20 protein-coding genes are annotated in these 23,726 nt (G+C 57.3%); 12 read left to right on the top strand and 8 right to left on the bottom strand.

Annotated features, from left to right (window positions below; translation table 11 throughout):
• Positions 1–45: 45 nt before the first annotated feature.
• Genes NR114_RS10495 through NR114_RS10475 form a run of 5 tightly spaced genes read left to right on the top strand, consistent with a single transcriptional unit; the run spans position 46 to position 5,633 of the window.
• A complete protein-coding gene (locus NR114_RS10495; protein ID WP_234530311.1) occupies positions 46–1,734 on the top strand; it encodes an ABC transporter substrate-binding protein in 1,689 nt (562 codons plus the stop codon).
• A 48-nt stretch (positions 1,735–1,782) separates the two neighbouring features.
• Entirely contained in the window at positions 1,783–2,739 is a 957-nt protein-coding gene (locus NR114_RS10490) for an ABC transporter permease (protein ID WP_020827419.1), read from the top strand.
• A 2-nt stretch (positions 2,740–2,741) separates the two neighbouring features.
• A complete protein-coding gene (gene opp4C, locus NR114_RS10485) occupies positions 2,742–3,692 on the top strand; it encodes an oligopeptide ABC transporter permease (protein ID WP_256813595.1) in 951 nt (316 codons plus the stop codon).
• Positions 3,689–4,675: an ABC transporter ATP-binding protein gene (locus NR114_RS10480; protein WP_116690290.1), complete on the top strand. Its 987-nt coding sequence runs from the start codon at positions 3,689–3,691 to the stop codon at positions 4,673–4,675. Before opp4C ends, NR114_RS10480 begins: the two co-directional genes overlap by 4 nt.
• Positions 4,665–5,633 carry an ABC transporter ATP-binding protein gene (locus NR114_RS10475; protein ID WP_234530310.1) on the top strand — a complete coding sequence of 323 codons (969 nt, stop codon included), beginning with the start codon at positions 4,665–4,667 and terminating at the stop codon, positions 5,631–5,633. The genes NR114_RS10480 and NR114_RS10475 overlap by 11 nt, the downstream gene beginning before the upstream one ends.
• 2 nt (positions 5,634–5,635) lie before the next feature.
• Here NR114_RS10475 and NR114_RS10470 read toward each other — a convergent pair whose 3' ends face one another.
• Positions 5,636–6,610, bottom strand: a complete 975-nt coding sequence (locus tag NR114_RS10470; RefSeq protein ID WP_115058627.1) for an alpha/beta hydrolase — start codon at positions 6,608–6,610, stop codon at positions 5,636–5,638.
• A 259-nt stretch (positions 6,611–6,869) separates the two neighbouring features.
• On the opposite strand from NR114_RS10470, the gene NR114_RS10465 reads away from it, so the two are divergent.
• Positions 6,870–7,796 carry a N(4)-(beta-N-acetylglucosaminyl)-L-asparaginase gene (locus tag NR114_RS10465; protein WP_234530309.1) on the top strand — a complete coding sequence of 309 codons (927 nt, stop codon included), beginning with the start codon at positions 6,870–6,872 and terminating at the stop codon, positions 7,794–7,796.
• Positions 7,797–7,893: 97 nt separating this feature from the next.
• Here the strand turns inward: NR114_RS10465 and NR114_RS10460 are convergent, their stop codons facing one another.
• The 6 genes from NR114_RS10460 to NR114_RS10435 all read right to left on the bottom strand — a co-directional run bounded on the left by NR114_RS10460 (position 7,894) and on the right by NR114_RS10435 (position 14,598).
• The gene (locus NR114_RS10460; RefSeq protein ID WP_234530308.1) at positions 7,894–8,886 is read right to left on the bottom strand and encodes a LacI family DNA-binding transcriptional regulator; all 993 of its coding nucleotides are present in this window, start codon (positions 8,884–8,886) and stop codon (positions 7,894–7,896) included.
• A 61-nt stretch (positions 8,887–8,947) separates the two neighbouring features.
• Positions 8,948–10,081 carry an ABC transporter ATP-binding protein gene (locus NR114_RS10455; RefSeq protein WP_201896454.1) on the bottom strand — a complete coding sequence of 378 codons (1,134 nt, stop codon included), beginning with the start codon at positions 10,079–10,081 and terminating at the stop codon, positions 8,948–8,950.
• Positions 10,081–11,493, bottom strand: a complete 1,413-nt coding sequence (locus tag NR114_RS10450) for a M17 family metallopeptidase (RefSeq protein WP_234530307.1) — start codon at positions 11,491–11,493, stop codon at positions 10,081–10,083. The genes NR114_RS10455 and NR114_RS10450 overlap by 1 nt, the downstream gene beginning before the upstream one ends.
• A 4-nt stretch (positions 11,494–11,497) precedes the next feature.
• On the bottom strand, positions 11,498–12,331 hold the full coding sequence (locus NR114_RS10445; protein ID WP_020827410.1) for a carbohydrate ABC transporter permease: 834 nt from the start codon (positions 12,329–12,331) through the stop codon (positions 11,498–11,500).
• Positions 12,321–13,262, bottom strand: a complete 942-nt coding sequence (locus NR114_RS10440) for a carbohydrate ABC transporter permease (protein ID WP_046373311.1) — start codon at positions 13,260–13,262, stop codon at positions 12,321–12,323. Before NR114_RS10440 ends, NR114_RS10445 begins: the two co-directional genes overlap by 11 nt.
• A gap of 61 nt (positions 13,263–13,323) precedes the next feature.
• Positions 13,324–14,598 (bottom strand): ABC transporter substrate-binding protein, encoded by a 1,275-nt coding sequence (locus NR114_RS10435; RefSeq protein ID WP_234530306.1) that lies wholly within the window; start codon positions 14,596–14,598, stop codon positions 13,324–13,326.
• Between the two features lie 740 nt (positions 14,599–15,338).
• On the opposite strand from NR114_RS10435, the gene NR114_RS10430 reads away from it, so the two are divergent.
• From NR114_RS10430 to NR114_RS10405, 6 genes are all read left to right on the top strand, one after another.
• Entirely contained in the window at positions 15,339–16,553 is a 1,215-nt protein-coding gene (locus NR114_RS10430) for an aspartate aminotransferase family protein (RefSeq protein ID WP_128864731.1), read from the top strand.
• Between the two features lie 52 nt (positions 16,554–16,605).
• Positions 16,606–17,640, top strand: a complete 1,035-nt coding sequence (astA, locus tag NR114_RS10425; protein ID WP_020827406.1) for an arginine N-succinyltransferase — start codon at positions 16,606–16,608, stop codon at positions 17,638–17,640.
• A complete protein-coding gene (astD, locus tag NR114_RS10420; protein WP_129940743.1) occupies positions 17,640–19,112 on the top strand; it encodes a succinylglutamate-semialdehyde dehydrogenase in 1,473 nt (490 codons plus the stop codon). Before astA ends, astD begins: the two co-directional genes overlap by 1 nt.
• Positions 19,113–19,292: 180 nt before the next feature.
• Complete coding sequence (gene astB / locus NR114_RS10415; protein WP_020827404.1) at positions 19,293–20,633, top strand: N-succinylarginine dihydrolase; 1,341 nt, start codon at positions 19,293–19,295, stop codon at positions 20,631–20,633.
• Positions 20,634–20,644: 11 nt separating this feature from the next.
• Positions 20,645–21,628, top strand: coding sequence for a succinylglutamate desuccinylase (gene astE / locus NR114_RS10410; protein ID WP_234530305.1), 984 nt, complete (start codon positions 20,645–20,647; stop codon positions 21,626–21,628).
• A gap of 650 nt (positions 21,629–22,278) precedes the next feature.
• Entirely contained in the window at positions 22,279–23,361 is a 1,083-nt protein-coding gene (locus tag NR114_RS10405) for a porin (RefSeq protein WP_020827402.1), read from the top strand.
• 83 nt (positions 23,362–23,444) lie between these two features.
• Here NR114_RS10405 and NR114_RS10400 read toward each other — a convergent pair whose 3' ends face one another.
• Positions 23,445–23,669, bottom strand: a complete 225-nt coding sequence (locus tag NR114_RS10400; RefSeq protein ID WP_020827319.1) for a biofilm development regulator YmgB/AriR family protein — start codon at positions 23,667–23,669, stop codon at positions 23,445–23,447.
• Positions 23,670–23,726: the final 57 nt, after the last annotated feature.

Here is a 23,726-nt window from a genome sequence, read left to right as displayed (position 1 = left end):
GATAAATTTTGTCACATTTATCAACGGGTAAACGAGGGGCAGTGGGTGAGAAAAATAAAAAACAAGGCAATCAAACCTTTACAAAAGCGGCTGGTTACGCTGGCGATCGCCTGTGCCGTGGGGCTGGCATTTAGCGTGCAGGCGGAAACCTTGGCGGAAGGTATTACCCCGGCCAGCGATGCCAGCCTGGTGCCGGCGGCGGCCAAGTTGCGTAAAGACACCGTAGTGGCCGGTATTCTTGAACCTCAGGGTAATTTTAATCCCTATCTGTTCAGCAATGGCTGGGATGAGAACGTCACCGACGTGATCTTTACCCGACTGATTGGTCTGGACAGCCAGGGCAAGCCGGTGGCGCGGCTGGCAGAGTCCTGGCAGGTCAGCCCGGACAACCGGGTCTACACCATTAAACTGCGGCCTAATCTGGTCAACAGCGACGGCTCGCCAATCAAGGCCGAAGATATTGCCTTTACCCTGACGCTGCTGCATGACCCGGCCTATGACGGAGAGACCGACATTACTCCGGCGCACATTCAGGGCGGGGCAGAGTACAAGAATGGAACTGCCCCCAGCATCAGCGGGCTAAAGGTGATCGACGATCGTACGCTTCAAATCACCACCACCCAGCCGGGGGCGACTACGCTGCAGCTGATTGGCGGGCCGGTGCTGTCGAAAGCCTATTACGGCAAGGAGTATCAGCGCGGTAAGCTGGAAAGCGTGCGTGCGCTGAACGGCAAGCCGTTAGGCAATGGCCCTTATATTTACGACAAATACGTGCCGGGTCAGGAGATCCGTTTTCACGCCAACCCGAACTTCTATCTCGGTAAGCCAGCGGTGGCGCGTTTTATTTACCGCGTGACCAACCCCTCTACCAACTTCCAGCTGTTCCAGACCGGTGAAACCGACTACGACGCCTTTACTTCCAAACCGGATGATATTGAACAGTTGAAGCTGCTCGGCTTCGCCAATATCAATTTGTACAGCTCGAGCGACTACAGCCGGGTGGATTTCAACTTTAAACGCCCGGCACTGCAGGATGCGCGTGTGCGTCAGGCGCTGATTTACGGACTGGATCGGCAAAAGCTGATCACCGTGGTCTACCAGGGTTACGGTTCGGTCGCCAATCAGCCGATCTCACCCGTTTCCTGGGCTTATGATCCCAAGGGGATCAACCCCTATGCTTACGATGTCAACAAAGCCAAGCAACTGCTGGATCAGGCCGGGTGGAAACCGGGAGCGGACGGCATTCGCCAGAAGGACGGCAAAAAGCTGGAGCTGACGCTGTTGGTGACCAAAAAGCTGATTAACGACGCGCTGGTGCCGATTGCCAAAGATAACTATCGGCAGATTGGCGTGCTGTTGAAGCCGCAGGTGCTGGATTTCAATGCGCTGCTGGCGCAACGCAAGGCCGGTAATTACGATCTGGCGTCGCTCAGTACCAGCGGGCTGAATGATCCTCACGACGGGGTACGCGATTTCATCAGTCAGGTCAGTGAAAACGGCTATAGCAATCCGCAGGTGGACAAGCTGATTGGCGAGGCTAACGCCACGCTGGACATCGAGCAGCGTAAGCCGCTGTATCACCATCTGTATCAGGTGCTGGCTGAAGATCCGCCGGTGATCCTATTGGGGAACCGTAAAGTGCTCAGCGCCAGCAGCGCACGCGTCACCGGCTTTAAACCGGACGTATACAACGGCCTGACCGGCAGCCTGCCGGACGTCAAGATCGCTCAGTAACGGTAAGGCACCGCTGCGCCGGTTTGGGCAGCGGTGACGGAAAACACCATGAGAAATTTTATCCTGCGCCGCTTGCTGCAAACCCTTCCGATGATGCTGCTGGCATCGCTGCTGATTTTCTTTATTTTCGCGCTGACCCCCGGTGACTTTATCGACGGCAACATCAACCTGACGCCGCAGCGCGCGGCTGAGCTGCGGGCGCTGTACGGGCTGGATCAGCCGTTGTTCAGCCGTTATCTGCACTGGCTCGGTCAACTGCTGCAGGGCGATCTCGGTTTCTCGCTGCAATACCAGATCCCGGTCAGTACCTTGTTGAACCAGTACATCTGGAACTCCTTCCTGCTGGCGTCGGTGGCACTGGTGCTGTACTGGGGCATTGCGCTGGCGGTAGGTGTCGCCTCGGCGATGAAACCCTATTCGCTGTTCGATCATCTGGTGACCGTGGCGGTGTTCGGTGCCATGTCGTTTCCCACCTTTTTCCTGTGTCTGTTACTGATCAAATGGTTCGCCGTCGATCTGCACTGGCTGCCTGCGGGTGGCATGCTGCGCACCGGTAGCGAAGCCAGCGGATTGGCGTGGGCACTGGACGTGGCGGCGCACCTGTTGCTGCCGGTGCTGGCGTTGGTGATGCTGCAGGCCGGCACCCTGACGCGCTATTTCCGCGCCAGCATGCTGGACGTGATCCGCATGGATTATATCCGTACCGCACGCGCCAAGGGGCTGAAGGAAAAGACGGTGATCCTGCGGCATGCGCTGCGTAATGCGCTGTTGCCGATCATCACCTTGTTGGGTTTTGAGCTACCCGCGCTGTTTTCCGGTGCGCTGATCACCGAAAAAATCTTCAACTGGCCGGGCGCCGGGCACATCCATCTCGATTCGCTGGCGGCGCGCGACTACCCGGTATTGATGGGCTTTACGCTGTTTCTGGCGGTATTGACCATTTTAGGCAATCTGCTGGCGGACATTTTGTACGCCTATGCCGACCCGCGCATTCGTTTGAGGTAACTATGTTGGCATCCTTGTTTTTCGGACGTCGTCGCCGTTGGCGGCAAGCGCAACTCCCGGCGCTGGCGCAGCTATCGCCACCGCCGACCGCCCAGGCCTGGCAGCGGCTGCGGCGTCACCGCCTGGCGATGATTTCACTGCTGCTGTTGGTATTGATGGCGGTGCTGTGCCTGTTCGGCCCGATGCTGTCGCCCTGGCAGGACGATGCCGGCGATGCGTTGAGTATCAATCAGGCACCCGGCGCGCAACACTGGCTGGGCACCGATTTTCTCGGTCGCGATATTTATACCCGCCTGCTGCTGGCGGGGCGTATTTCGCTGACCATTGGCCTGGTGTCGATGCTGTTATCGGTCACGCTCGGCTACCTGCTGGGGGCGCTGTCCGGCTATCTTGGCGGCGTAGTGGATAAGCTGATTATGCGCTTTGCCGATCTGTTGATGACCATTCCCAGCCTGCCGCTGCTGATCATCATGGGAGCGATGCTGTCGGAGCTGGACGTTTCGCCGGACTACCGTATTTACATGGTGATGATCATGCTCAGCCTGCTGGGTTGGCCGTCGCTGGCGCGGCTGGTGCGTGGGCAAATTTTGTCGTTGCGCGAGCGTGACTTCATGCTGGCCACTGAGGTGCTGGGGTTATCCACCCGGCGGCGTATCTTCGGCCACCTGTTGCCCAATACCATTCCGATCCTGGTGGTGGTGGCCACCATGGGCGTCGCTAATGCCATTCTCAGTGAATCGGCCCTGAGCTATCTGGGGTTGGGCGTAGTGCCGCCAATGCCGTCGTGGGGCAACATGATGGACGCCGCCAACAGCCTGATCGATTTTCAACGCCGCCCCTGGCTGTGGATGCCGCCGGGGTTGGCGATTTTCATCGCCGTGGTGGCGATTAATATTCTCGGCGACGGCCTGCGAGACGCGCTTGATCCAAAAATGAACGGGGTAAGACGATGAGCCAACCGCTGGTGGCCTTTAATCAACTGTCGGTAGCCTTCCAGGGCGAACAAGGGCGGGTGCGGGCGGTGCAACAGGTGAGTTTTGACCTTTATGCCGGACAAACGCTGGGGGTCGTCGGTGAGTCCGGCTGCGGTAAAAGCGTGACCGCGATGGCGCTGATGGGGCTGTTGCCGCAACCGCTGGCGCAAATCGACGGCGGTGAAATCCATTTCGACGGCCAGGACTTGCTGAAACTGCGGCCGCAACAGATGGCCGATTTACGCGGTAACCGTTTGGCGATGATCTTTCAGGAGCCGATGAGCGCGCTGAACCCGGTGCTGACCATCGGCGAGCAGTTGGTTGAGCCGCTAATCCGCCATAGGGGGACTGCGCCAAAAGCGGCCTGGCGGGAGGCGACGGCGCTGATTACCGAGGTCGGACTGGCACGCGCCGAACAGCTGATGACCAGCTATCCGCATCAGCTTTCCGGTGGCATGCTGCAGCGCATCATGATCGCCATGGCCATCAGTTGCCGGCCGGCGTTGCTGATTGCCGACGAACCCACTACCGCATTGGATGTCACCGTGCAGGCGCAAATTCTGGCGCTGCTGCGCGAGCAGGCGCGTAAGCACAATATGGCGATGATGCTGATTACTCACGATCTCGGGGTGATTGCCCAGATGGCGGATCGGCTGGTGGTGATGTACGCCGGGCGTATTGTCGAGCAGGGGGCCACGCATGAAGTGCTGGCTAACCCGCAGCACCCTTACACTCAGGGATTGATGGCCTCGCGGCCGGTGGCGGGGCAGCGACGGCGGCGGTTGTATTCGATCCCCGGTCAGGTGCCCGATCTGACCAGTTTGCCGGACTACTGCGCCTTTGCCGAGCGCTGTGACAAAGCGAGCGCCCGCTGCCGTGACGGTATTCCGCCATTGTATGGCGATCGGCGGCGGCAATCCGCCTGTTTCCTGAATGCCGGGGGGCGTATTCATGTTGGCTGAACCCTTGGTGGAGGTAAAAGGGCTGAAGAAATATTTCCCGCTGCGTGAAGGGCTATTCGGTCAGACCACCGGGCAACTGCGTGCGGTGGATGATGTCAGCTTCAGCATTCGCCGGGGAACGGTTTTTGGCCTGGTGGGGGAGTCCGGCAGTGGTAAAACCACCGTAGGCCGAACCCTGCTGGGGCTGCATGAAAAGACCGCCGGTGAGGTACTGTTCAACGGACAGGCGTTAGATGCGCTCAGCGCCCGCGAGCGGCGCGCAATGCGCCCGAAGATGCAACTGGTGTTTCAAGACCCGTATAGCTCTCTGAATCCGAGAATGCGGGTAGGCGATGCGATTGGCGAAGCGCTGTTGCAGCACGGTTTGGCGCAAAAGAGCGAGCTGCGAGACCGGGTGATAGACACGCTGGAAATCTGCGGGTTGTCGGCACAGCATTACGGGCGCTTCCCGCACGAATTTTCCGGCGGCCAGCGCCAGCGCATCGGTGTAGCCCGCGCGCTGATCCTGCAGCCGGAGTTTATCGTCGCCGACGAACCTATTTCGGCGCTGGACGTCTCTATTCAGGCGCAGATCATCAACCTGTTTTCCGATCTTCAGGAACAGCAGGGGGTGACTTTCCTGTTTATTTCGCACGATCTTGGGGTGGTGGAGCATCTGTGTCAGGACGTAGCGGTAATGTACCTCGGGCAGATTGTCGAAAGCGCCGATCGCGATGCGCTGTTTCGTCGGCCGCTGCACCCTTACACTCAGGCACTGTTGGCCGCGGTACCCAGTTTGGATCCGCACCGTCAGCCGCAGGCGATGGCCCGGGGAGAATTACCTGACCCTACCCAACCGCCGCAGGGCTGTCGCTTTCACACTCGCTGTCCGCAGGCCACTGCGCAATGCCGGGAACAGGCCCCGGCATTGCGGCAGGTAGCGGCAGGACATCGGGTGGCCTGCCATTATGTCGGCTGAGCTTAGGCCAGATAATGTTTTAGCGCGCGCCCGGCCTGATGGATGGCCGAGTGCACCGCCGGGACTTCTGCGATCGCGTTGAGCAAGCCATAGTCGTGGATCAGCCCGTTATAACGGGTGGAGGTGACTTCGACTCCGGCGGCGTTGAGCAGGCGGGCGTAGGCTTCGCCTTCGTCACGCAGCACGTCCAGCTCGGCGGTTTGCACCAGCGCCGGTGGCAGGCCTTTCAACTGTTCCAGCGTGGCGTTAAGCGGCGAGGCGTAGATCTCTTTGCGCTGGGCTTTATCGGTGGTGTAGTGGTCCCAGAACCATTTCATCATATTGCGGGTGAGGAAATAGCCTTCGCCGAACTGGTGGTAAGACTCGGTATCGAAATTGGCGTGGGTCACTGGCCATAGCAGGATCTGGCTGCGCAGGGCAGGCGTGCCTTTATCTTTCGCCATCAGGCTGACCACCGCCGCGATATTGCCGCCGGCGCTGTTGCCGACGACCGCCAGACGTGAACCGTCAACGTTGATTTTCTCGCCGTACTCGGCCACCCATTCGGTCGCCGCGTAGGCCTGATTGATGGCGACAGGGTAAGGGGCTTCCGGCGATCGGGTGTAGTTAACGAACACCGCCGCTGCGCCGGAGCTGTGGACCAGATCGCGCACCAGCCGTTCGTGGGTCGGGAAGTCCCCCAACACCCAGCCGCCGCCGTGGAAGAACATGAATACCGGCAGCTTCTCCTTTACTTTGGCCGGCCGCACGATGTGCAACAGGATATCCTGGCCATCGACGTGAATGGTTTTTTCGCTAATTTCGACTTCACGCAGAGGGACTTCGGTACCGCTTTGCAGGCCCTCCATCACCTTACGCGCTTCTTTCGGCTTCAACTGCTCCAGGGGTTTGGCGTCACTGGAGTTCAGTCCATCAAGAAAGGTACGGATATCGTGCTGTGCTGCAGGCTGGGTGAGATCAACAGTTTTCTTGGACATCTTGATTCCTCTGGCACAGGGGGATGAAATCTTCTGGTGAGATCACAGTGTAGTAGAACAATGTGCCTGTGGGCTTAGTGGTGTGTGCCCTGTTGGAAAAGGCGCGTTACGCCACGCTTTTCACCGCTTCGGTTTGACTTTTCAGGTGGGCAGCGATATTTTTTAATCACCATGGAACACGTGTTCCATTGGTGCGAATGACCGGTCATCACCGGTGCCTTTCTTTTAGCGCTGAACGCCGTGCGGGAAACATAACCCTATGATTGTGATTGCAAACTCTGAAGGACATCCGGGTATCGGTCTGTCTGCCGAACGGTTACGACAGGGGCAGAATGGCCTGCGTGCCATCGTTGAGGGTATCAAGCTGGTGGAGCTGGATCCGAGCGTACGTACGGTGGGTTTCGGCGGCTGGCCCAACGTGCTGGGTGAGATGGAGCTGGACGCTTCGGTGATGGACGGCGACAGCTTGCGCACCGGTGCGGTGGGAGCGTTACAAGGCTATCTGCATCCGGTGGAAGTCGCTTATCGGGTAATGGAAGATCTTAACCATGAAATCCTGGTGGGCGCCGGAGCGGCACGTTTCGCCGCTGAGATCGGCGCATTGGCGGGTGACAACCTGATTGCCGACTCCAAGCGTGTCTGGTGGGAAAAACTGGAGCAGGCGATGGACGCCGAACAGCTTCGCAACTGGCCGAATATCCCACTGGCAGGGTTGTCGAATAATGCCACCGATCCAGAACGGGTGCGCGACACCACGGTATTTTTAGCCATGGATGGTGGGCGCACGCTCAGCGCGGCGACGTCAACGTCAGGCTGGGCGTGGAAATACCCGGGGCGGCTGGGGGACAGCCCGATCATCGGCAGCGGCTCCTATGCCGACAGCCGCTATGGCGCCTGTGCCTGTACCCACACCGGGGAAATGACCATTCGCTGCGGCACCAGCCGCGCAGTGGTGCTGTATATGAAGATGGGCATGACGCTGGAACAGGCGGTGTATGAGGCGATTGAAGATCTGAATTACCTGAAAGATGGCTATACCGAAGGGGTGACTATTCACGCCATCGATAAGGACGGAAAGCATAAGGTCGTCAGCCTTAACTGCCCGGGCCCAATTCAGTATTGGCTGTGGCAAAGCGGTATGGCAGCGCCGCAATTGCGCGATGCGGAGATTATAACCACCCGTTGACCAGCGGCTCTGTGGCTTATGGAAGGGGCGCGGCATGCTGCGCCCAATAGCATCATCAATGCGTTAAATTGGGCCCAACAGGCTTGCCCTTATCGGTTTAGCAGGACGCGCGAACCACCAACTCGGTGGGAATGGTGATCTGCTGCGGCGCAGCCTGGGGGCTGCCGCTGCGCAGTTCGACCAGCCGAACGATGGCGGCGATCATTGCGTCCATATCTCGGCGTACCGACGTGAGTTGGTAACTCGGCCAGGCTGCCATCGGGATATCGTCGAAGCCGTAAACCGCGACGTCCTGAGGGATCTGCAGCGAAGTGTGCAAACGAATATAGTCCATCACCCCCATCGCCATGGAGTCTGCGGTGCAGAAAATGGCCTGCGGAGCCGGAAGCGCCTCCAGCAGCTGCGGCGCGAGGTTAAAGCCGCTCAGGTAGCTGTAGTCGCCGCTCAGCTGCGCGACAATCTCTAACTGCTGCTGTGCGGCATGAGCCAGAAAGGTTTGTTGACGCAGCTGTTCACCGTGGGCGCTGCTGCGGCCACCGAGCAGCGCCACGCGGCGTTGACCCTTTTGCGCCATCAGTGCCGCCAGCTGTTGCAGGCTGGGTGACTCATCGGCGTTGAGAGCGTCGCACAGGGCGTCGCCCGCCAAACCGTTGAGCATAATGGGCGTAGCGATGCGAAACAGATCTTTTGCTGCACGCGCGCTGATGTTGTCGGCGAACACCACGGCAGAATCGACATGGTAAGAGATGGTTTGCTTCAGGTAGTTGGCCGGATCGTCAATGCCTTCCAGGCGGATCATCACCGCCTGCCGGTTGCTCTTCTGCAGTTGTTCAACCAGACGATCGAAAAACTCCAGGTCAGACAAATCGTGAAAGTGGTTCACTACCACCGCGACAAAGCCGGTTTTGCCGCTGTGCAGGCTCTGGGCGATGGCGTCTGGCGCATAGCCTAACTGACTGGCGACGCGCATCACCAGATCGCGGTTTTTTTGCGAGACCCGGCCCTGATTGGAAAAGGCGCGAGACACCACGGTGCGTGAAACGCCGGCCACGCGGGCGACATCGTGAGAGGTGACTTTTTTCATCGGCATACGGCAGCTACTCAGCGGAAAACGGGGCGCTGCGGCAGAGGCACGCAGCGGCGATATGGTCTCACAGAATGCCGGCCGGCAACACTGTTTCCCCGCTTTGAGCTACCCGTTGACCGCTATGCGGATCAAAAAAGTGCAGGGCGGTGATATCCAGCGTAATGGCCAGCGGCTGGCCCTGGGCATACTGCAGTTGTGCGTGCTGTTTGACGATGTACTGCGCACCGTTGTCACCCTGTACGAACAGGTTGCTCTCAGCGCCCAGGTTTTCACTGTACACCAGTGTTCCACTCAAGTGGGGTTCTGCCCGTGGCGCGCTGATGCTGCACGCTTCCGGACGACAGCCCAGCGTCAGCCAGTCGCCTCCTCTTGCTGCCAGCGCCGGGAATTCGGCGGCGCTCAAGGGCAGCAGCAAACCAGAGTCGCCCTGCAATAGGATCTGCTCGCCCTGCACCAGAACCTGCACGTCAAACAGGTTCATCTGCGGCGAACCGATAAACTCGGCGACAAAGCGATTAACCGGGCGATGATAAAGATCCAGCGGCGTACCGATCTGCTGCACTTTCCCCTGATTCATGATGACCACTTTGTCCGCCATGGTCATGGCTTCCACCTGATCGTGGGTGACGTAAATGATGGTCGCGCCGATCGCCTTATGCAGTGCAGACAACTCCTGACGCATGCGGTTGCGCAGTTTGGCATCGAGGTTGGAGAGCGGTTCGTCAAACAGAAATACCTTGGGCCGCCGAACAATCGCCCGGCCCAACGCCACGCGCTGACGCTGACCACCGGAAAGCTGGCCGGGTTTGACCTTAAGGAATTCCGTCAGGTGCAGCATTTCGGCCACGGCGGCAATCTGCGTGGCAATCTCCGCTTTGGCCATTCCTTTGATTTTCAAAGACAGCGCCATGTTTTCATAGACGGTCATATGCGGGTACAGCGCATAGCTCTGGAAAACCATGGCGATATCACGGTATTTGGGCAGCACCTCGTTCATGCGTTCGCCGTCGATCAACAGTTCGCCGGAGGAGAGGGTTTCCAGCCCGGCTATCATCCGCAGCGTGGTGGACTTGCCGCAGCCGGACGGGCCGAGCAGCACCACAAACTCACCTTTCTCTACCTGCAGATTCACGTCGCTGGCGGCCTGGTAACCGTTGTCATAGCGTTTGTTGATATCAACCAGTTCTACGTAAGCCATCATTCGCACTCCGTCTGGGCAAGCAGGGCACTCAATCGCGCCAGCAGCAGCACGCCGAATGAGGACGCGCCGTTGGCGTACAGCTTGCGGTGCGGCATATCGGTAGACATGGCGGCAATATCCAGGTGCGCCCAGCGCTGGCCCGGCTGCACGAACTCGCCGATAAAGGTCGCCGCCACGCACGGGCTGCCGTGCGGATCTTCACCGCCGTGACGGTAATCGGCAAATTCAGACTTCAATACCCCGCGATACCAGCCGCCGTGCGGCATCGGCCACACCGGCTCGGCGCTGGCCTTGCCCGCCTGAGTGACCTGTGCCAGAAAGTCGTCGTCGTTACCCATCATGGCCGCATACTCCTTGCCCAGCGCCACGCCTGCGCCGCCGGTCAGGGTGGCGATATCGAGTAAAAAGTCGGGCTGGAAGCGCTGTTGGGCATAGCTGATGACGTCCGCCAGCACCATGCGGCCTTCGGCGTCGGTTGAAATGATTTCCACCGACTTGCCGTTGTGCATGGTTACCACGTCGCCGGGGCGCTGTGCGCGGGAGGAGGGCATGTTTTCTACCAGGCCGCACAGGCCAATCACGCGGATCGGCAGTTGCAGTGCGTCGATGATACGCATGGCGCCCACCACCGCAGCCGCACCGCCCATGTCGAACTTCATGGTGCTCATGCGTGCCGCGCCTTTAATGCTGATGCCACCGCTGTCGAAGGTGACACCTTTACCCACCAGCGCCAGAGTATGGCGTGCGTTGGCGGGATGGTGATCGAGGATCAGTAATTGCGATGCGCGGGCGCTGCCTTGACCAACGCCCAGCAGGCCACCGAAGCCAAGCTGTGCCATCTGCTCTTCATCCAGCACCTCCTGGCGCACACAAGTAAAGGGCAATTGCTCGACGGCCGCCACGAAGCTTTGCGGATAGAGAATATTGGCCGGCTTATTCATCAGCTCACGTCCGATGATCACGCCCTCGGCATGCAGATTGGCCCAGTCGCACAGCGCCTGCGTTGTCGCATCATGGCTGGCTAACGGCTGGGTCGGGTCGGTCAGCGTAGCGCTGGCATGATGCTGATAGCGATAAGCGCCCAGACGCAGGCCGAACAGCAGCCAGCGCCAGGTTTCTGTACTGGCCGATGAGCCTTCATCCAGTGTCAGACGCAGGTGCTGTAACCCGAAGTGTTTTTGCCCGGCGGCGATACCGGCACCGGCATCCTGTAGGGCCGCGGGAGTCAGGGAAGGGCCGATATTGAGCGCAAAACGGCCGTCACCCAGCGGATAAAGCACGCCGACGGCGGCCTGTTGCAGGCTGGCATTTTGCAGCGTTACCGGCAGTGAACCTTCCGCAGCGGTAAACAGGGTGATTTGCTGGCGCGCCGCAGTGTCGTTTTCAATGTAAATATCAATGAATTGCATAAGGTTACCCTTTGACCGCCCCACGGGTGAGGCTTTCCATCATTTGTTTGGACGAGAAGATAAAGGCGATCAGCAGTGGGACGATCGCCAGGAAACTGCCGGTCATCACCAGGTTCCACGGCGTGGCGGTAGCGCCGCTCAGGCTGCGCAGCACCAGTTGGAGAATTTGCTTGTCCGGCGACTGCAATGCCACCAGCGGCAACATAAAGTTGTTCCAGGTATCGACCACCACCACGATCGCTACCGTCAGCAGCGCCGGGCGCATCAGCGGCAGGCCGATACGCAAAAATATCTGCAGTTCATTCAGACCGTCCATGCGTGCACTGTCGAGTATTTCGCTGGGCAGTGAGGAACTGACGTATTGCCGCACCAGGAAAATCCCGAAGATATTCACCCCGGCGGGCAGCCAGACGGCGGCAAACTGATCGAGCAAGCCAACGCTTTTAATCACGAAGAAGTAGGGCACCAGATTGACCACGCTGGGCACCATCATGGTCAACATGAGGGTGGTGAATAACACCTTTTTGCCCTTGAACTGATAGACGCTGAAGGCGTAGCCCGCCGCGGCGGAAACCAACACGCTGGTCAGGGTGGCCATGGCGGTAACATACAGGGTGTTGAGCAGCGAGCGGGTGAAAGGCACCTGTTGCTCCAGCCCCCGGTAGTTTTCCAGCAGGTGGCTGCCGAAGCGCAGCGACATGCCCATAATGCTGCGGGTGTCCTGCGTCGCCAGCAACGCCGACCAATAGAACGGGAACAGCGACAGCGAGGCGAACAGCGATACCAACAGGTAAATCACCAGCTTGCCGGTGTCGAAACGGCGGCCCTCAGCGATCATTTTTGAGTCCTCCACGGTTGCCGAAACCCCAAAACACCAGCGCACTCACCAGCGCAATCAGCAGGAACAGGATCCAGGAGATGGCCGAAGCGGTGCCCATATCCAGATAGGACCAGCCGGTCTTGTAGACGTACATCGATACCGTCAGGCCGCTGTTGTCGACGCCGCCGGTGCCCTGCGTCAGGATCATGGGTTCATTGAACAGCTGCATGTTGCCGATCAGCGTCATCAGCGTGGCGAAGAAGATAAAGGGCGCCAGCAGCGGCAGCGCGATGTAGCGGAATTTTTGCCAGCGGCCAGCACCGTCCAGCTCGATCGCTTCGTACAGGTCGGGCGAAATAGAGGCCAGACCGGTCATGTAAATCACCGTATTGATACCGGTGAACTTCCAGGTCACCTGATTGGCGATGGTGAAGCGGATCCAGTCGCTGTCAAAGAAGTTGATCGGCAACGCGGCGGCCAGCGCGCTCAGGTGCAGCTTAGCGGCCAATCCGCTTAACAGCTCGTTGACCATGCCGACCGGCGAGAACAGGTTGAACACGATCAGGCTGACGGCGACGGAAGAGGTGATGTAGGGCAGGAAGATCGCCGCTTTCAAAAAACGCCTGCCGCGCACGATGATGTGCAGCAGCGAATAAGCCAGGGTGATGGCGAACAGATGTTGGCACAGGCCGGACACCAACGTGATTTTAATGGTGTTGACCAGCGACACCCAGAAGGCGTCATCGGTGAAGGCATAGTAAAAGTTATCCAGCCCGACAAACTTCATCGAACTCAGGCCTTTTACCGGGTTCCAGGATTGGAATGAGAGAAACGCCGAGAAGAAGATCGGGAAGGCGTTGAACACCGCAAACAGCAGCATGAACGGCAGCAGCAGCAGGTAGGCGGTGCGGTGATCGTGCAGCAGCCCTTTGAAAAATCGCTTACGCATAGACTCCCCGAACCGTCGGAAAACGAAAAAAGGCGGCCGGTAAGCCGCCGTAGTCTGATGATTACAGGGCGCGCATCCGCCGCTCCAGCAGCTTATTGGCATCGCGCAGAGTGCTGTCGATGTCCTGATGCTGCACCAGGATCTTCTTCGCCGCTTCGTTGAGAATTTCGTTGGCGATATTGTCTTCCGGTGAGGAAGCTACGGGCTTGAGGTCCGGCACCAGGCTGGCGTAATAGCGCATCGAGTGTTGACCACCGAGAATGCTGCTAGGCGTATCGAAGTAAGGCGCGTTATACACGTCGAGGCGCGCAGGCAAGGTGCCGGCGGTTTTCGCGGCGTCGATCACCACGTCACGCTGCATAAAGTATTGAATGAACTGCCAGGCCGCCTGGGCATTCTTGCTTTGCTTGGGGATCACCAGCGTGGTGCCGCCTGCGTTGACCTTGATATTGCCCGGCACGCCCGTCACCCGCCACAGACCGGCTTTCGCACCGTCCGGATCCAGTTCTTGCTCGATGCGACCTTCGTCCCACGGGCCATCGATATCGGCGAACAGTTTCCCCTGCCGGTACAGTTTGATGTATTCCTGCGAGTTGGTGGAGCCGTCCAGGGAGGCTGCCAGCCCTTTGTCATACAGCGTTTTGATCACCGTCATCAGCTGTTTGATTTGTGGTGAATCCAGGTTGGGCTTGCCGTCTTTGGTGTATACCGGCTTACCCGGCTCACTGTTCATGCCTACCACCAGCGGATTGATCAGGCTGGTGGCCGCCGGCAGCAGATAGGCGCCTTGCTCTTTTTTCAGCTTCTCACCGAAGGCAATAAAGCTGTCCCAGCTTTGGGTGATGTCTTCTATTTTGACGCCGGCCTTCTTCACCATGTCGTTACGGTAGATCATGATCACCGGCCCGGTGTCGTAAGGCACGCCATAGATATTGCCGTCATTACCCTTAGCCAGGCTGATCATCGAAGGATCGAACTGCCAGCCCTGGCTATCAATGCTGAACGGCGGGGCGCTCAGGTTATTCAGGCCGCCGGAGTTGGCGAAGCTGCCGAGTTTGATGGTGCTGACGCTGAAGATATCGGCGGCGCCCTGGCCAACGGCCAACGCGGTGGTCAGCTTTTGATGACAGTCGGCGAAGCCGCATTTGATCGACTGCACCTGAATGTCCGGATGCGCCGCCTCAAAGTCTTTAATCACTTTGTTGATGTAATCAGTGGGCAAATAGTTGGCGAAGGTAATGCTGGTGTTGGCACTGGCGGAAAGGGGCAGGCCCAGCAGCACGGCCAGTGCGACCCCGGTGATTCTTTTATTATTACGCAAGCAGACTTGAGCCATGATAACCCCGATCCTGTGCAGTCGATGTGGTGTGTGTTTTTTCATCATGGAACACGTGTTCCATTGAAATTAACCTATTATCGCGTCAGCAGACTGTCAACATTTTGTTCGGCAAGTTAACAAATATGAGATCTGACGCGGCAGTTGCCCAGGGTCACGCCCGATTTTGGCCCACACAGGGGCACGCAGAGCCTGTAATGACGCGGGTTTGCCCGCATCCGGTGCATTTTCTGCACCTGAATGGGGCAAAAGTGTGATGGGGAGCAAATCAGGCCAAATTATTTTTGCGAGCGCGATCAGAAATATCGAAGTTTTTTGTCATTGAATAGGATTTCGCAGCCAATGATGATTTTTCGCCTTATTTTTCCAATTATTCATTAGCAATGCATATTTATTGAATAAGTATGCATTATAAGCCGTTGTTTTACCGAAAAAAACCGCGTTTTTCGCCAAAAATCCCGTTTTGGCACGATAGCTGCTCTACACTCTTTATCAAACGGCATGTATTTTAACTGCTCGTTAACATTTATTCCCCGTTACAGGACCTGATACCCGGCATAAATAGCGAAAAACGCGAATGATGTAACAGATTTGTTTCTGAATAGGCGGTGAAAGGCAGAGTTATCACCGGCTAAAAAACGGATCGAACGGCGCGGTTTTTTATGTTTTGTTGTGGACCATCCAGGCTGGAGCGGCCCTTACAGTCAAAATTCAGTCTTTGCTGAAGTTATGAGGTCATTATGGAACAGCCAATCGCAGTTACCCGCCAGTCTTTCGACGACTGGATGGTCCCGGTTTATGCCCCCGCTGATTTTATTCTGGTACGGGGAGAAGGCTCGCAGGTATGGGATCAGCAGGGTAAGTCTTACATCGATTTTGCTGGCGGCATTGCGGTTAACGCGCTGGGCCATGCGCACCCGGTCGTGACCGCAGCGCTGGTGGAGCAGGCAGGCAAACTTTGGCACCTGGGCAACGGCTATACCAACGAGCCGGTGCTGCGGTTGGCCAAGCTGCTGATTGACGCCACCTTTGCCGAGAAGGTGTTTTTCTGTAACTCCGGGGCGGAAGCCAACGAAGCGGCGCTGAAACTGGCGCGTAAACGCGCACTGGATAACGGCAACCACAGCAAGAACCAGATTGTGGCATTCAACAACGCCTTCCACGGCCGCACGCTGTTTACCGTGTCTGCCGGTGGCCAGCCTAAGTATTCCAAGGACTTCGCGCCATTGCCGGGCGGCATCACCCACACGCCATTTAACGATCTGGCGGCCGCTGCCGAGGTGATTAACGACAACACCTGCGCGGTGATCGTCGAGCCTATTCAGGGCGAAGGTGGCGTGTTGCCGGCCGATGCTGCTTTCCTGCAAGGCCTGCGTGAGCTGTGCGATCGCCACGATGCGCTGCTGATTTTCGACGAAGTGCAAACCGGCATGGGCCGTACCGGCGACCTGTACGCCTACATGCAGTACGGCGTGGTTCCTGACGTGCTGACCACCGCGAAAGCGCTGGGCTGCGGCTTCCCGATCGGCGCTATGCTGACCACTGACGAACTGGCCAAAACCCTGAGCGTCGGCACCCACGGCACCACCTACGGCGGTAACCCGCTGGCGACGGCGGTGGCGGGCGCGGTGTTCTCCGTCATCAACACGCCGGAAGTGCTGGAGGGGGTTAAGCAACGCCACCAGTGGTTCCTTGACGGCCTGAACAAGATTAACCAGCAGTATCCGATTTTCTCTGAAATCCGCGGCGGCGGCCTGTTGATTGGCTGCCAGTTGACCAAGGACTACGCCGGCAAGGCGAAGCAGATCACGCAGTTGGCCAACGAAGAGGGCGTGATTGCCCTGATCGCCGGTCCGGACGTGGTGCGTTTCACCCCTTCACTGGTTATTCCTGAGCAGGATGTGAAAGAGGGGCTGGCGCGATTCGCGCGAGCCGTGGCGCGGATTTGCAGCTAACACACAGGCTGCGCCCTTACCGGCGCAGCCTGATTCAGACGAGGTTCGCATTATGATGATTATTCGCCCTATAGAGCGTCGCGATTTGGCTGACTTACTGACGCTAGCCGGTAAGTCCGGCATCGGTCTCACTTCCCTGCCACAAGATGAAGATACCTTGTCGGCACGCATTGAGCGGGCGTTAAAAACCTGGCAAGGCGAACTTCCGCGTGGTGACCAGTGTTATCTGTTTGTGCTGGAAGACAGCGAGCGCCAGCAGGCGGTAGGGGTTTGCGCGATTGAAGTGGCCGTCGGGCTGACTGAACCCTGGTACAGCTTCCGCGTCGGCACGCAGGTGCATGCGTCCAAACAGTTGAACGTGTATAAATCGGTGCCGACGCTGTTCCTCAGTAACGATCACACCGGCCATTCCGAACTGTGCACGCTGTTCCTCGATCCGGACTATCGTCACGGCGAAAACGGCAAGCTGTTGTCGAAAGTGCGTTTCCTGTTTATCGCCGCTTTCCGTGAGCGTTTCTCCGCCCGGCTGATTGCCGAAATGCGCGGTTTCTCTGATGAAGAGGGCCGTTCGCCGTTCTGGGAGAGCGTCGGGAACCATTTCTTTTCCATCGAGTTCGCCAAGGCGGACTACCTGAGCGGCACCGGCCAGAAAGCGTTTATCGCCGAACTGATGCCGAAACACCCGCTGTATGTCGATTTCCTGGCCGAAGACGCGCAAAAAGTGATTGGCGAAGTGCACCCGCAGACCGTGCCAGCACGCCGGGTACTGGAGTCCGAAGGGCTGCGTTATCAGGGTTACGTCGATATTTTTGACGGCGGCCCAACGCTGGAGGCGGAAATCGATCAGATCCGCGCGGTCAAACAAAGCCGTCTGGTAAAAGTGGTGCTGGATGAGACCCCGATGCGCGCCGATGCGCCGGCTCTTTTGGTGGCCAACGATCATTATGAGAATTACCGCGCACTGCTGGTTAACGCCGATCTGTATGACGACCGTCTGCATCTCAATGCCGCTACCGCCGAGGCGCTGGGCGTTGAACAAGGCAGCCCGGTGCGGGTCATCCCCCTTATTGCACAGGAGAAAGCGTAATGTCACATCCTGCACTCTTTATTAATGGTGCCTGGCAGCAAGGCCATGGCGCTGAGTTCAGCAAAACCGATCCGGTTGATAACCAACCGCTGTGGCAGGCCAACGCCGCCGACGGCAGCGATGTTGCTGCCGCCTGTGAAGCTGCCCGCGCCGCTTTTCCGGCCTGGGCTCGTACCCCATTCGAACAACGCGAACAGTTGGTGAAGCGTTTTGCCGCTTTGCTGGAAGAGCACAAGTCTTCTTTGGCGGCGGTGATCAGCCGTGAAACCAGTAAACCGCGTTGGGAAACCCTGACCGAAGTGCAGGCGATGATCGGCAAAGTGGCGATTTCATTGCAGGCCTACCAGGCGCGTACCGGCGTAAGCCAGACTGCGATGGCGGACGGCGCTTCGGTGCTGCGCCACCGCCCGCACGGGGTACTGGCGGTGTTCGGCCCTTATAACTTCCCCGGACATTTGCCGAATGGCCACATCGTGCCGGCGCTGCTGGCGGGCAACACCGTGGTGTTCAAGCCGAGTGAACTGACGCCGCAAACTGCCGAGGAAACCCTGAAGCTGTGGCAACAGGCCGGGCTGCCCGATGGGGTTCTCAATCTGGTGCAGGGCGGGCGTGAAACCGGTGAGGCGCTGGCCGCCAGCGCGGACATCGACGGCCTGCTGTTCACTGGCAGCGCGGGTACCGGTTACCACCTGCATCGCCAGTTGGCCGGGCAGCCAGAAAAGATCCTGGCGCTGGAAATGGGCGGCAACAACGCGCTGATTATCGATCAGATCGAGGATCGCGATGCGACGGTTAACCTGGCGATTCAGTCGGCGTTTATTTCCGCCGGCCAGCGCTGCACCTGCTCGCGCCGCATTCTGGTGAAACGCGGCAGTGAGGGCGACGCTTTTATCGAGCGTTTGGTGCAGGTGGCGAGTGCGCTGCGTGTCGGGCGTTGGGACGCTGAACCGCAGCCGTTTATGGGCGGCGTGATCTCTTCGGCGGCGGCGGAAAAAATGCTGGCGGCGCAACATCACCTGTTGGCACTGGGCGGCAAAGCTCTGCTGACCATGCAGCGTCTGGAAAGCGGCAGCGCGCTGCTCAGCCCAGGCATTATTGACGTGACCGGGGTACGTGACGTACCGGACGAAGAGTACTTCGGCCCGCTGACCACCATCATTCGCTATAACGACTTTGATGAGGCGCTGCGTATCGCCAACCAAACGCGTTATGGCCTGTCGGTTGGGCTGGTCTCGCCGCAGCGTGAGCAGTTTGATCATCTGCTGCTGGAAGCGCGTGCCGGTATCGTCAACTGGAACAAACCTTTAACCGGGGCTTCCAGTGCGGCACCTTTCGGCGGTGTCGGGGCGTCCGGCAACCACCGTCCGAGCGCCTATTACGCGGCAGATTATTGCGCCTGGCCAATGGCGTCATTGGAAAGCGAAAGCCTGACGCTGCCGGCCAGTTTGTCGCCGGGGCTGTCGTTTAATTAAATTTTACCCGTCGCCTTTCAAGCCGCAGCGGGGCGAATAAGTTCGCCCCGTTTAACGCGGGCACAGCATGTAGCGCCCCTACAATAACTGGGGATGAGCAAACTGCTCGCCTGGCTGCAACTTGAAATTCATAGGGTATGTTTTGAGTAGGGCCGAGCTTGCTGGGCCCAGGAGAAAAGCATGTCAGGATATGAAGTCAATTTCGATGGTCTGGTGGGCCTGACGCATCACTATGCCGGGTTGTCATTTGGCAATGAGGCCTCGACCCAGCATCAAAACAGCGTGTCGAATCCGAAACTGGCGGCCAAACAGGGTCTGCTGAAGATGAAGGCGCTGGCGGATCTCGGCTTTCAGCAGGGGGTATTGCCGCCGCAGGAACGGCCGCACCTGCCGATGCTGCGCAAGTTGGGTTTCAGCGGCAGCGACGAAACGGTCTTGGCGCAGGCGATGAAGCAGTCTCCGCGCCTGCTGTCTGCGCTCAGCTCGGCTTCTTGCATGTGGACCGCCAATGCGGCCACGGTTTCACCTTCGGCGGACAGCGCGGATGGCAAAGTGCATTTCACCGCGGCCAATCTGAACAACAAATTCCATCGCGCGATTGAGGCCGAGACCACCACCGGCGTGCTGCGGGCGATTTTCAACGATCCACGCCATTTCGCCCACCATGAGGCTTTGCCGCAGGTGGCGCTGTTTGGTGACGAAGGCGCGGCCAACCACAACCGACTGGGCGGCGATTATGGCAAGCGTAGCGTGCAGATGTTCGTCTACGGCCGACAGGAGTTTGGCGGAGAAATCGCCCCAACTCGCTATCCGGCACGCCAGACGCGCGAGGCCGGGGAGGCGATTGCCCGTCTGCACCAGTTGGATGAGCAACATACGGTGTTTGTGCAACAGAATCCGGCGGTGATCGATCAGGGCGTATTCCACAACGACGTTATCGCCGTCAGTAACCAGAATGTATTGTTCCACCATCAGCAGGCGTTTTATCAGCAGCAGCAGGCGCTGGATGAAGTGCGTCGCAAAATGGCGTCGCTGGACAGCGAACTGGTGGCGATTGAGGTGCCGACGGAGCGGGTTTCCGTGGCGGATGCGGTAGCGACCTATCTGTTCAACAGCCAAATTCTGACCAAGCCTAACGGCAAGATGATGATTGTGGTGCCGGAAGAGTCGCGTCAGCATCGCGGCGTGTGGGGCTATCTGAGCGAGATGGTGGCCAGTGGCGGACCAATTGATGAAATTAAGGTGTTCGATCTGCGTGAAAGTATGCGCAATGGCGGTGGGCCTGCCTGCCTGCGATTACGTGTGGCGCTGAACGAGCAGGAATTGCGGGCAGTCAATCCGCGCGTGATGATGAACGATACGCTGTTCGTTACGCTCAATGACTGGGTTGACCGCTATTACCGAGATCGTCTGACGCAGAACGATTTGGCTGATCCGCAATTGCTGCGCGAAGGGCGCGATGCGCTGGATACCCTGACGACCATCCTCGGGCTGGGATCGGTTTATCCTTTCCAACAATAGGTGATGTCATCATGTTTGATTTGTTGGCTCTGACGCTGGAAGGGCAAATGCCCGAAGAGCAACGGGGCGAAAATGCGGATTTACACTGGCGTTGGCTGGCGGAAGGCCTGCTGGAAATCACACCGCGCCGGGGATATCGGCAGGCGGTGGTGCTGTCGGCGGGGATCCACGGCAATGAAACGGCGCCGATTGAGCTGCTCAATCAACTGGTCAAGGATCTGCTTGGCGGCGAGCGAACTTTGGTGGTTCGGCTGCTGGTGATATTGGGCAATCCACCGTCAATGCGCGCCAATAAACGGTACCTGCACAGCGACATGAACCGGATGTTTGGCGGCCGCTATCGCGATTTCAGCCACAGCGACGAAACCATGCGGGCGCAGCAGCTGGAGCAGGTCGTCGCCGCGTTTTTCGACGGTGAGCAAGCGACACGTTTCCATTATGATCTGCATACGGCGATTCGTGATTCACGCTTACCGCGCTTCGGGATTCTTCCTTTCCAGACCGGGCCTTACAGTGCCGAGATGCTGGCATTGCTGGACGCGGCCGATTTGGATGCGTTGGTGATCCACAGTGCGCCGGGCGGCACCTTCAGTAATTTCACCAGTGAACATGCCGGCGCCGCCAGCTGTACGCTGGAACTGGGCAAGGCGCGGCCGTTTGGTAGCAATGATTTACAGCAATTTGCGGCCATTAACCGTGCACTGCAGGCGGCAGTCAGTGGCGAAGCCTTGCCGCAGCGAATGGGAGAGGCTCTGCGGGTGTTCCGCGTTGAGCGATCGCTGATCAAACGTAGCGAAGCGTTCAAACTGCATCTCAGTGATGATACCGCCAACTTTACCGAGCTGGAGCAGGGGACGTTACTGTGCGAACAACCGGGGGAGGAGTACCGGGTTCAGCATGCCAGAGAATGGATTTTATTCCCTAATCCCCAGGTCGCACTTGGATTGCGCGCCGGTATGGTGCTAATTGAAGCGCCGCGCAGCACGCTGTATTAACCTGCCAGTTTCGAATACGGTTTTATACTTACAGTATTTAGGGTTGTAGCGATGTCGGCTGCAACCTTAAATAACGGTGGTATATCCTGCTGCTAATTCCTGTTACTTCCCCTTCTTTATAGTCTCTCTATCGAAACTTATATTTTATGTTGAATTTATTTTTGCCGTCATTTTTTGGTGGTTTGAATCGATTTAATTATTCGAAGCGGTAAAAGACTTGCTTAAAACGTGGTGAAACGCACTAAATTACCGCAATGACTTTACTCAGATAAAAATGTGAAATAAGTAACGTTATTAGTAACCATGCTAAGATTCATGGTATTTATGAATCGAATGGAAAGCATACAAAAGGAAACTAAATTGCACCTTTATGGTGCATTGCACCAAATTGGTTATAAGATATGTAATAAATATCAATATGAATCAATGGGTTGATTGACTTCTTTTTTGTAATATTTAGTTACAAATAAACATGCTTTATCCACGGTGTTTTATGAACTTTTTTATTTTAAGTTTGGATTCATGATGCTAATGTCACATGGCTTCTTAATTAGAGGCGCTCATAAAACACTAAATGATAAAGATCACAGCCCAAACCATAAATTGGGCGTGATGGGCAGAAATTAAAATTATAATATCTAGGAAAATAAATGATGAAACGCAGTGTATTAGCCTTAGCTATTGCCTTAGGGGCAATGACCTCCTTTGCCAACGCGGCAGAAATTTATAATAAAGATGGCAATAAACTCGACCTGTACGGTCGCGTAGCCGCCAAACATGTTTTCAGCGATGACAAATCCGAAGATGGCGACAAGACTTATGTCCGCTTCGGTTTTAAAGGCGAAACGCAAATCAATGACCAACTGACCGGTTACGGCCAGTGGGAATACAACGTCCAGGCCAACCACGATGAAGCGCAGGGCACTGCCGGCACCAAAACCCGTCTGGGCTTTGCCGGCCTGAAATTCGCCAACTACGGTTCATTCGACTACGGCCGTAACTACGGCGTGGTGTACGACGCAGAAGCCTATACCGACATGCTGCCGGAATACGGCGGCGACTCCTACAGCTACACCGACAACTTTATGACCGCGCGCTCCAACGGCCTGGCTACCTACCGTAACCGCGACTTCTTCGGCTTGGTGGAAGGCCTGAACCTGGCGTTGCAGTACCAGGGCAAAAACGACAGCGACAGCCGCGGTGTGACCAAACAGAACGGCGACGGTTACGGCATGTCCCTGGATTACCAGGACATCGGCGGCTCCGGTATCGGCGTAGCGGCGGCATTCTCGGATTCCAACCGCACCAGCGATCAGAAAAAATCTGATTACGGTAAAGGCGACAGCGCAACGGCCTGGACCACAGCGATTAAATACGACGCCAACCAGGTTTATCTGGCTGCCATGTACGCCGATACGCGCAACATGACGCCAATCAGCGGCAACGGCGTATCTGGCTTCGCCAACAAAACGCAGAACTTCGAAGTTGTGGCCCAGTACCAGTTCGAAAACGGTCTGCGTCCTTCTCTGGCCTACGTGCAGTCTAAAGGCAAGGATATCGAAGGGATTGGCGATGTTGATCTGGTGAAATACGTGGAAGTGGGTGCGACTTACTACTTCAACAAAAACATGTACACCTACGTTGACTACAAAATCAACCAGTTGAACGACGATAACAAACTGAAGCTGAGCACCGACGACGTCGTGGCAGTGAACCTGACCTATCGTTTCTAAGTTTCAACACCATTACCTTCTTCCTGTGTCGGGATAAAACGGTAATCAGGCAGAGCGAAAGCTCTGCCTTTTTTATTGGGTTGTTAACCTTTGGGGGCTTGCCCCATCACTTCGATGGCGGAACGCAATGTAGCAAAGCGTTGCTGATTGGTTTCATGTTCAATCTCGTTAACCAAATGGGCCAGAATATTATTGCCGGAAACTTTTTTGTTGAGATTGATCAGTTGAATGACCGCGCCGCCGACCACCAGGCTGACGTCGCGTAACAGGGCTTCGTAGTGTTCGTTTGAGAATGTAGAAACGGGCATCGCGCCATCTCCATATCGTTCGGGTGAGGCAATTTAGCAAAATAGTGGCATAAAGCA

Origin of the sequence: Serratia sp. Ser99 (genome assembly GCF_024519545.1) — a bacterium.
GTDB classification, from domain to species: Bacteria; Pseudomonadota; Gammaproteobacteria; order Enterobacterales; family Enterobacteriaceae; genus Serratia; species Serratia liquefaciens.
The sequence above is the reverse complement of the archived record's forward strand: the minus strand, read 5'-3'. Positions and strand labels throughout refer to the sequence as shown.

Coding starts and splice junctions, on each gene's coding strand:
- NR114_RS10445 (WP_020827410.1), bottom strand. CDS start 12,331: ATGATCGCTGAGGGCCGCCGTTTCGACACCGGCAAGCTGGTGATTTAC.
- NR114_RS10440 (WP_046373311.1), bottom strand. CDS start 13,262: ATGCGTAAGCGATTTTTCAAAGGGCTGCTGCACGATCACCGCACCGCC.
- astA (WP_020827406.1), top strand. CDS start 16,606: ATGATGATTATTCGCCCTATAGAGCGTCGCGATTTGGCTGACTTACTG.
- NR114_RS10430 (WP_128864731.1), top strand. CDS start 15,339: ATGGAACAGCCAATCGCAGTTACCCGCCAGTCTTTCGACGACTGGATG.
- NR114_RS10405 (WP_020827402.1), top strand. CDS start 22,279: ATGATGAAACGCAGTGTATTAGCCTTAGCTATTGCCTTAGGGGCAATG.
- astD (WP_129940743.1), top strand. CDS start 17,640: ATGTCACATCCTGCACTCTTTATTAATGGTGCCTGGCAGCAAGGCCAT.
- NR114_RS10455 (WP_201896454.1), bottom strand. CDS start 10,081: ATGGCTTACGTAGAACTGGTTGATATCAACAAACGCTATGACAACGGT.
- NR114_RS10435 (WP_234530306.1), bottom strand. CDS start 14,598: ATGGCTCAAGTCTGCTTGCGTAATAATAAAAGAATCACCGGGGTCGCA.
- NR114_RS10465 (WP_234530309.1), top strand. CDS start 6,870: ATGATTGTGATTGCAAACTCTGAAGGACATCCGGGTATCGGTCTGTCT.
- opp4C (WP_256813595.1), top strand. CDS start 2,742: ATGTTGGCATCCTTGTTTTTCGGACGTCGTCGCCGTTGGCGGCAAGCG.
- astE (WP_234530305.1), top strand. CDS start 20,645: ATGTTTGATTTGTTGGCTCTGACGCTGGAAGGGCAAATGCCCGAAGAG.
- astB (WP_020827404.1), top strand. CDS start 19,293: ATGTCAGGATATGAAGTCAATTTCGATGGTCTGGTGGGCCTGACGCAT.
- NR114_RS10490 (WP_020827419.1), top strand. CDS start 1,783: ATGAGAAATTTTATCCTGCGCCGCTTGCTGCAAACCCTTCCGATGATG.
- NR114_RS10460 (WP_234530308.1), bottom strand. CDS start 8,886: ATGCCGATGAAAAAAGTCACCTCTCACGATGTCGCCCGCGTGGCCGGC.
- NR114_RS10480 (WP_116690290.1), top strand. CDS start 3,689: ATGAGCCAACCGCTGGTGGCCTTTAATCAACTGTCGGTAGCCTTCCAG.
- NR114_RS10475 (WP_234530310.1), top strand. CDS start 4,665: ATGTTGGCTGAACCCTTGGTGGAGGTAAAAGGGCTGAAGAAATATTTC.
- NR114_RS10470 (WP_115058627.1), bottom strand. CDS start 6,610: ATGTCCAAGAAAACTGTTGATCTCACCCAGCCTGCAGCACAGCACGAT.
- NR114_RS10400 (WP_020827319.1), bottom strand. CDS start 23,669: ATGCCCGTTTCTACATTCTCAAACGAACACTACGAAGCCCTGTTACGC.
- NR114_RS10450 (WP_234530307.1), bottom strand. CDS start 11,493: ATGCAATTCATTGATATTTACATTGAAAACGACACTGCGGCGCGCCAG.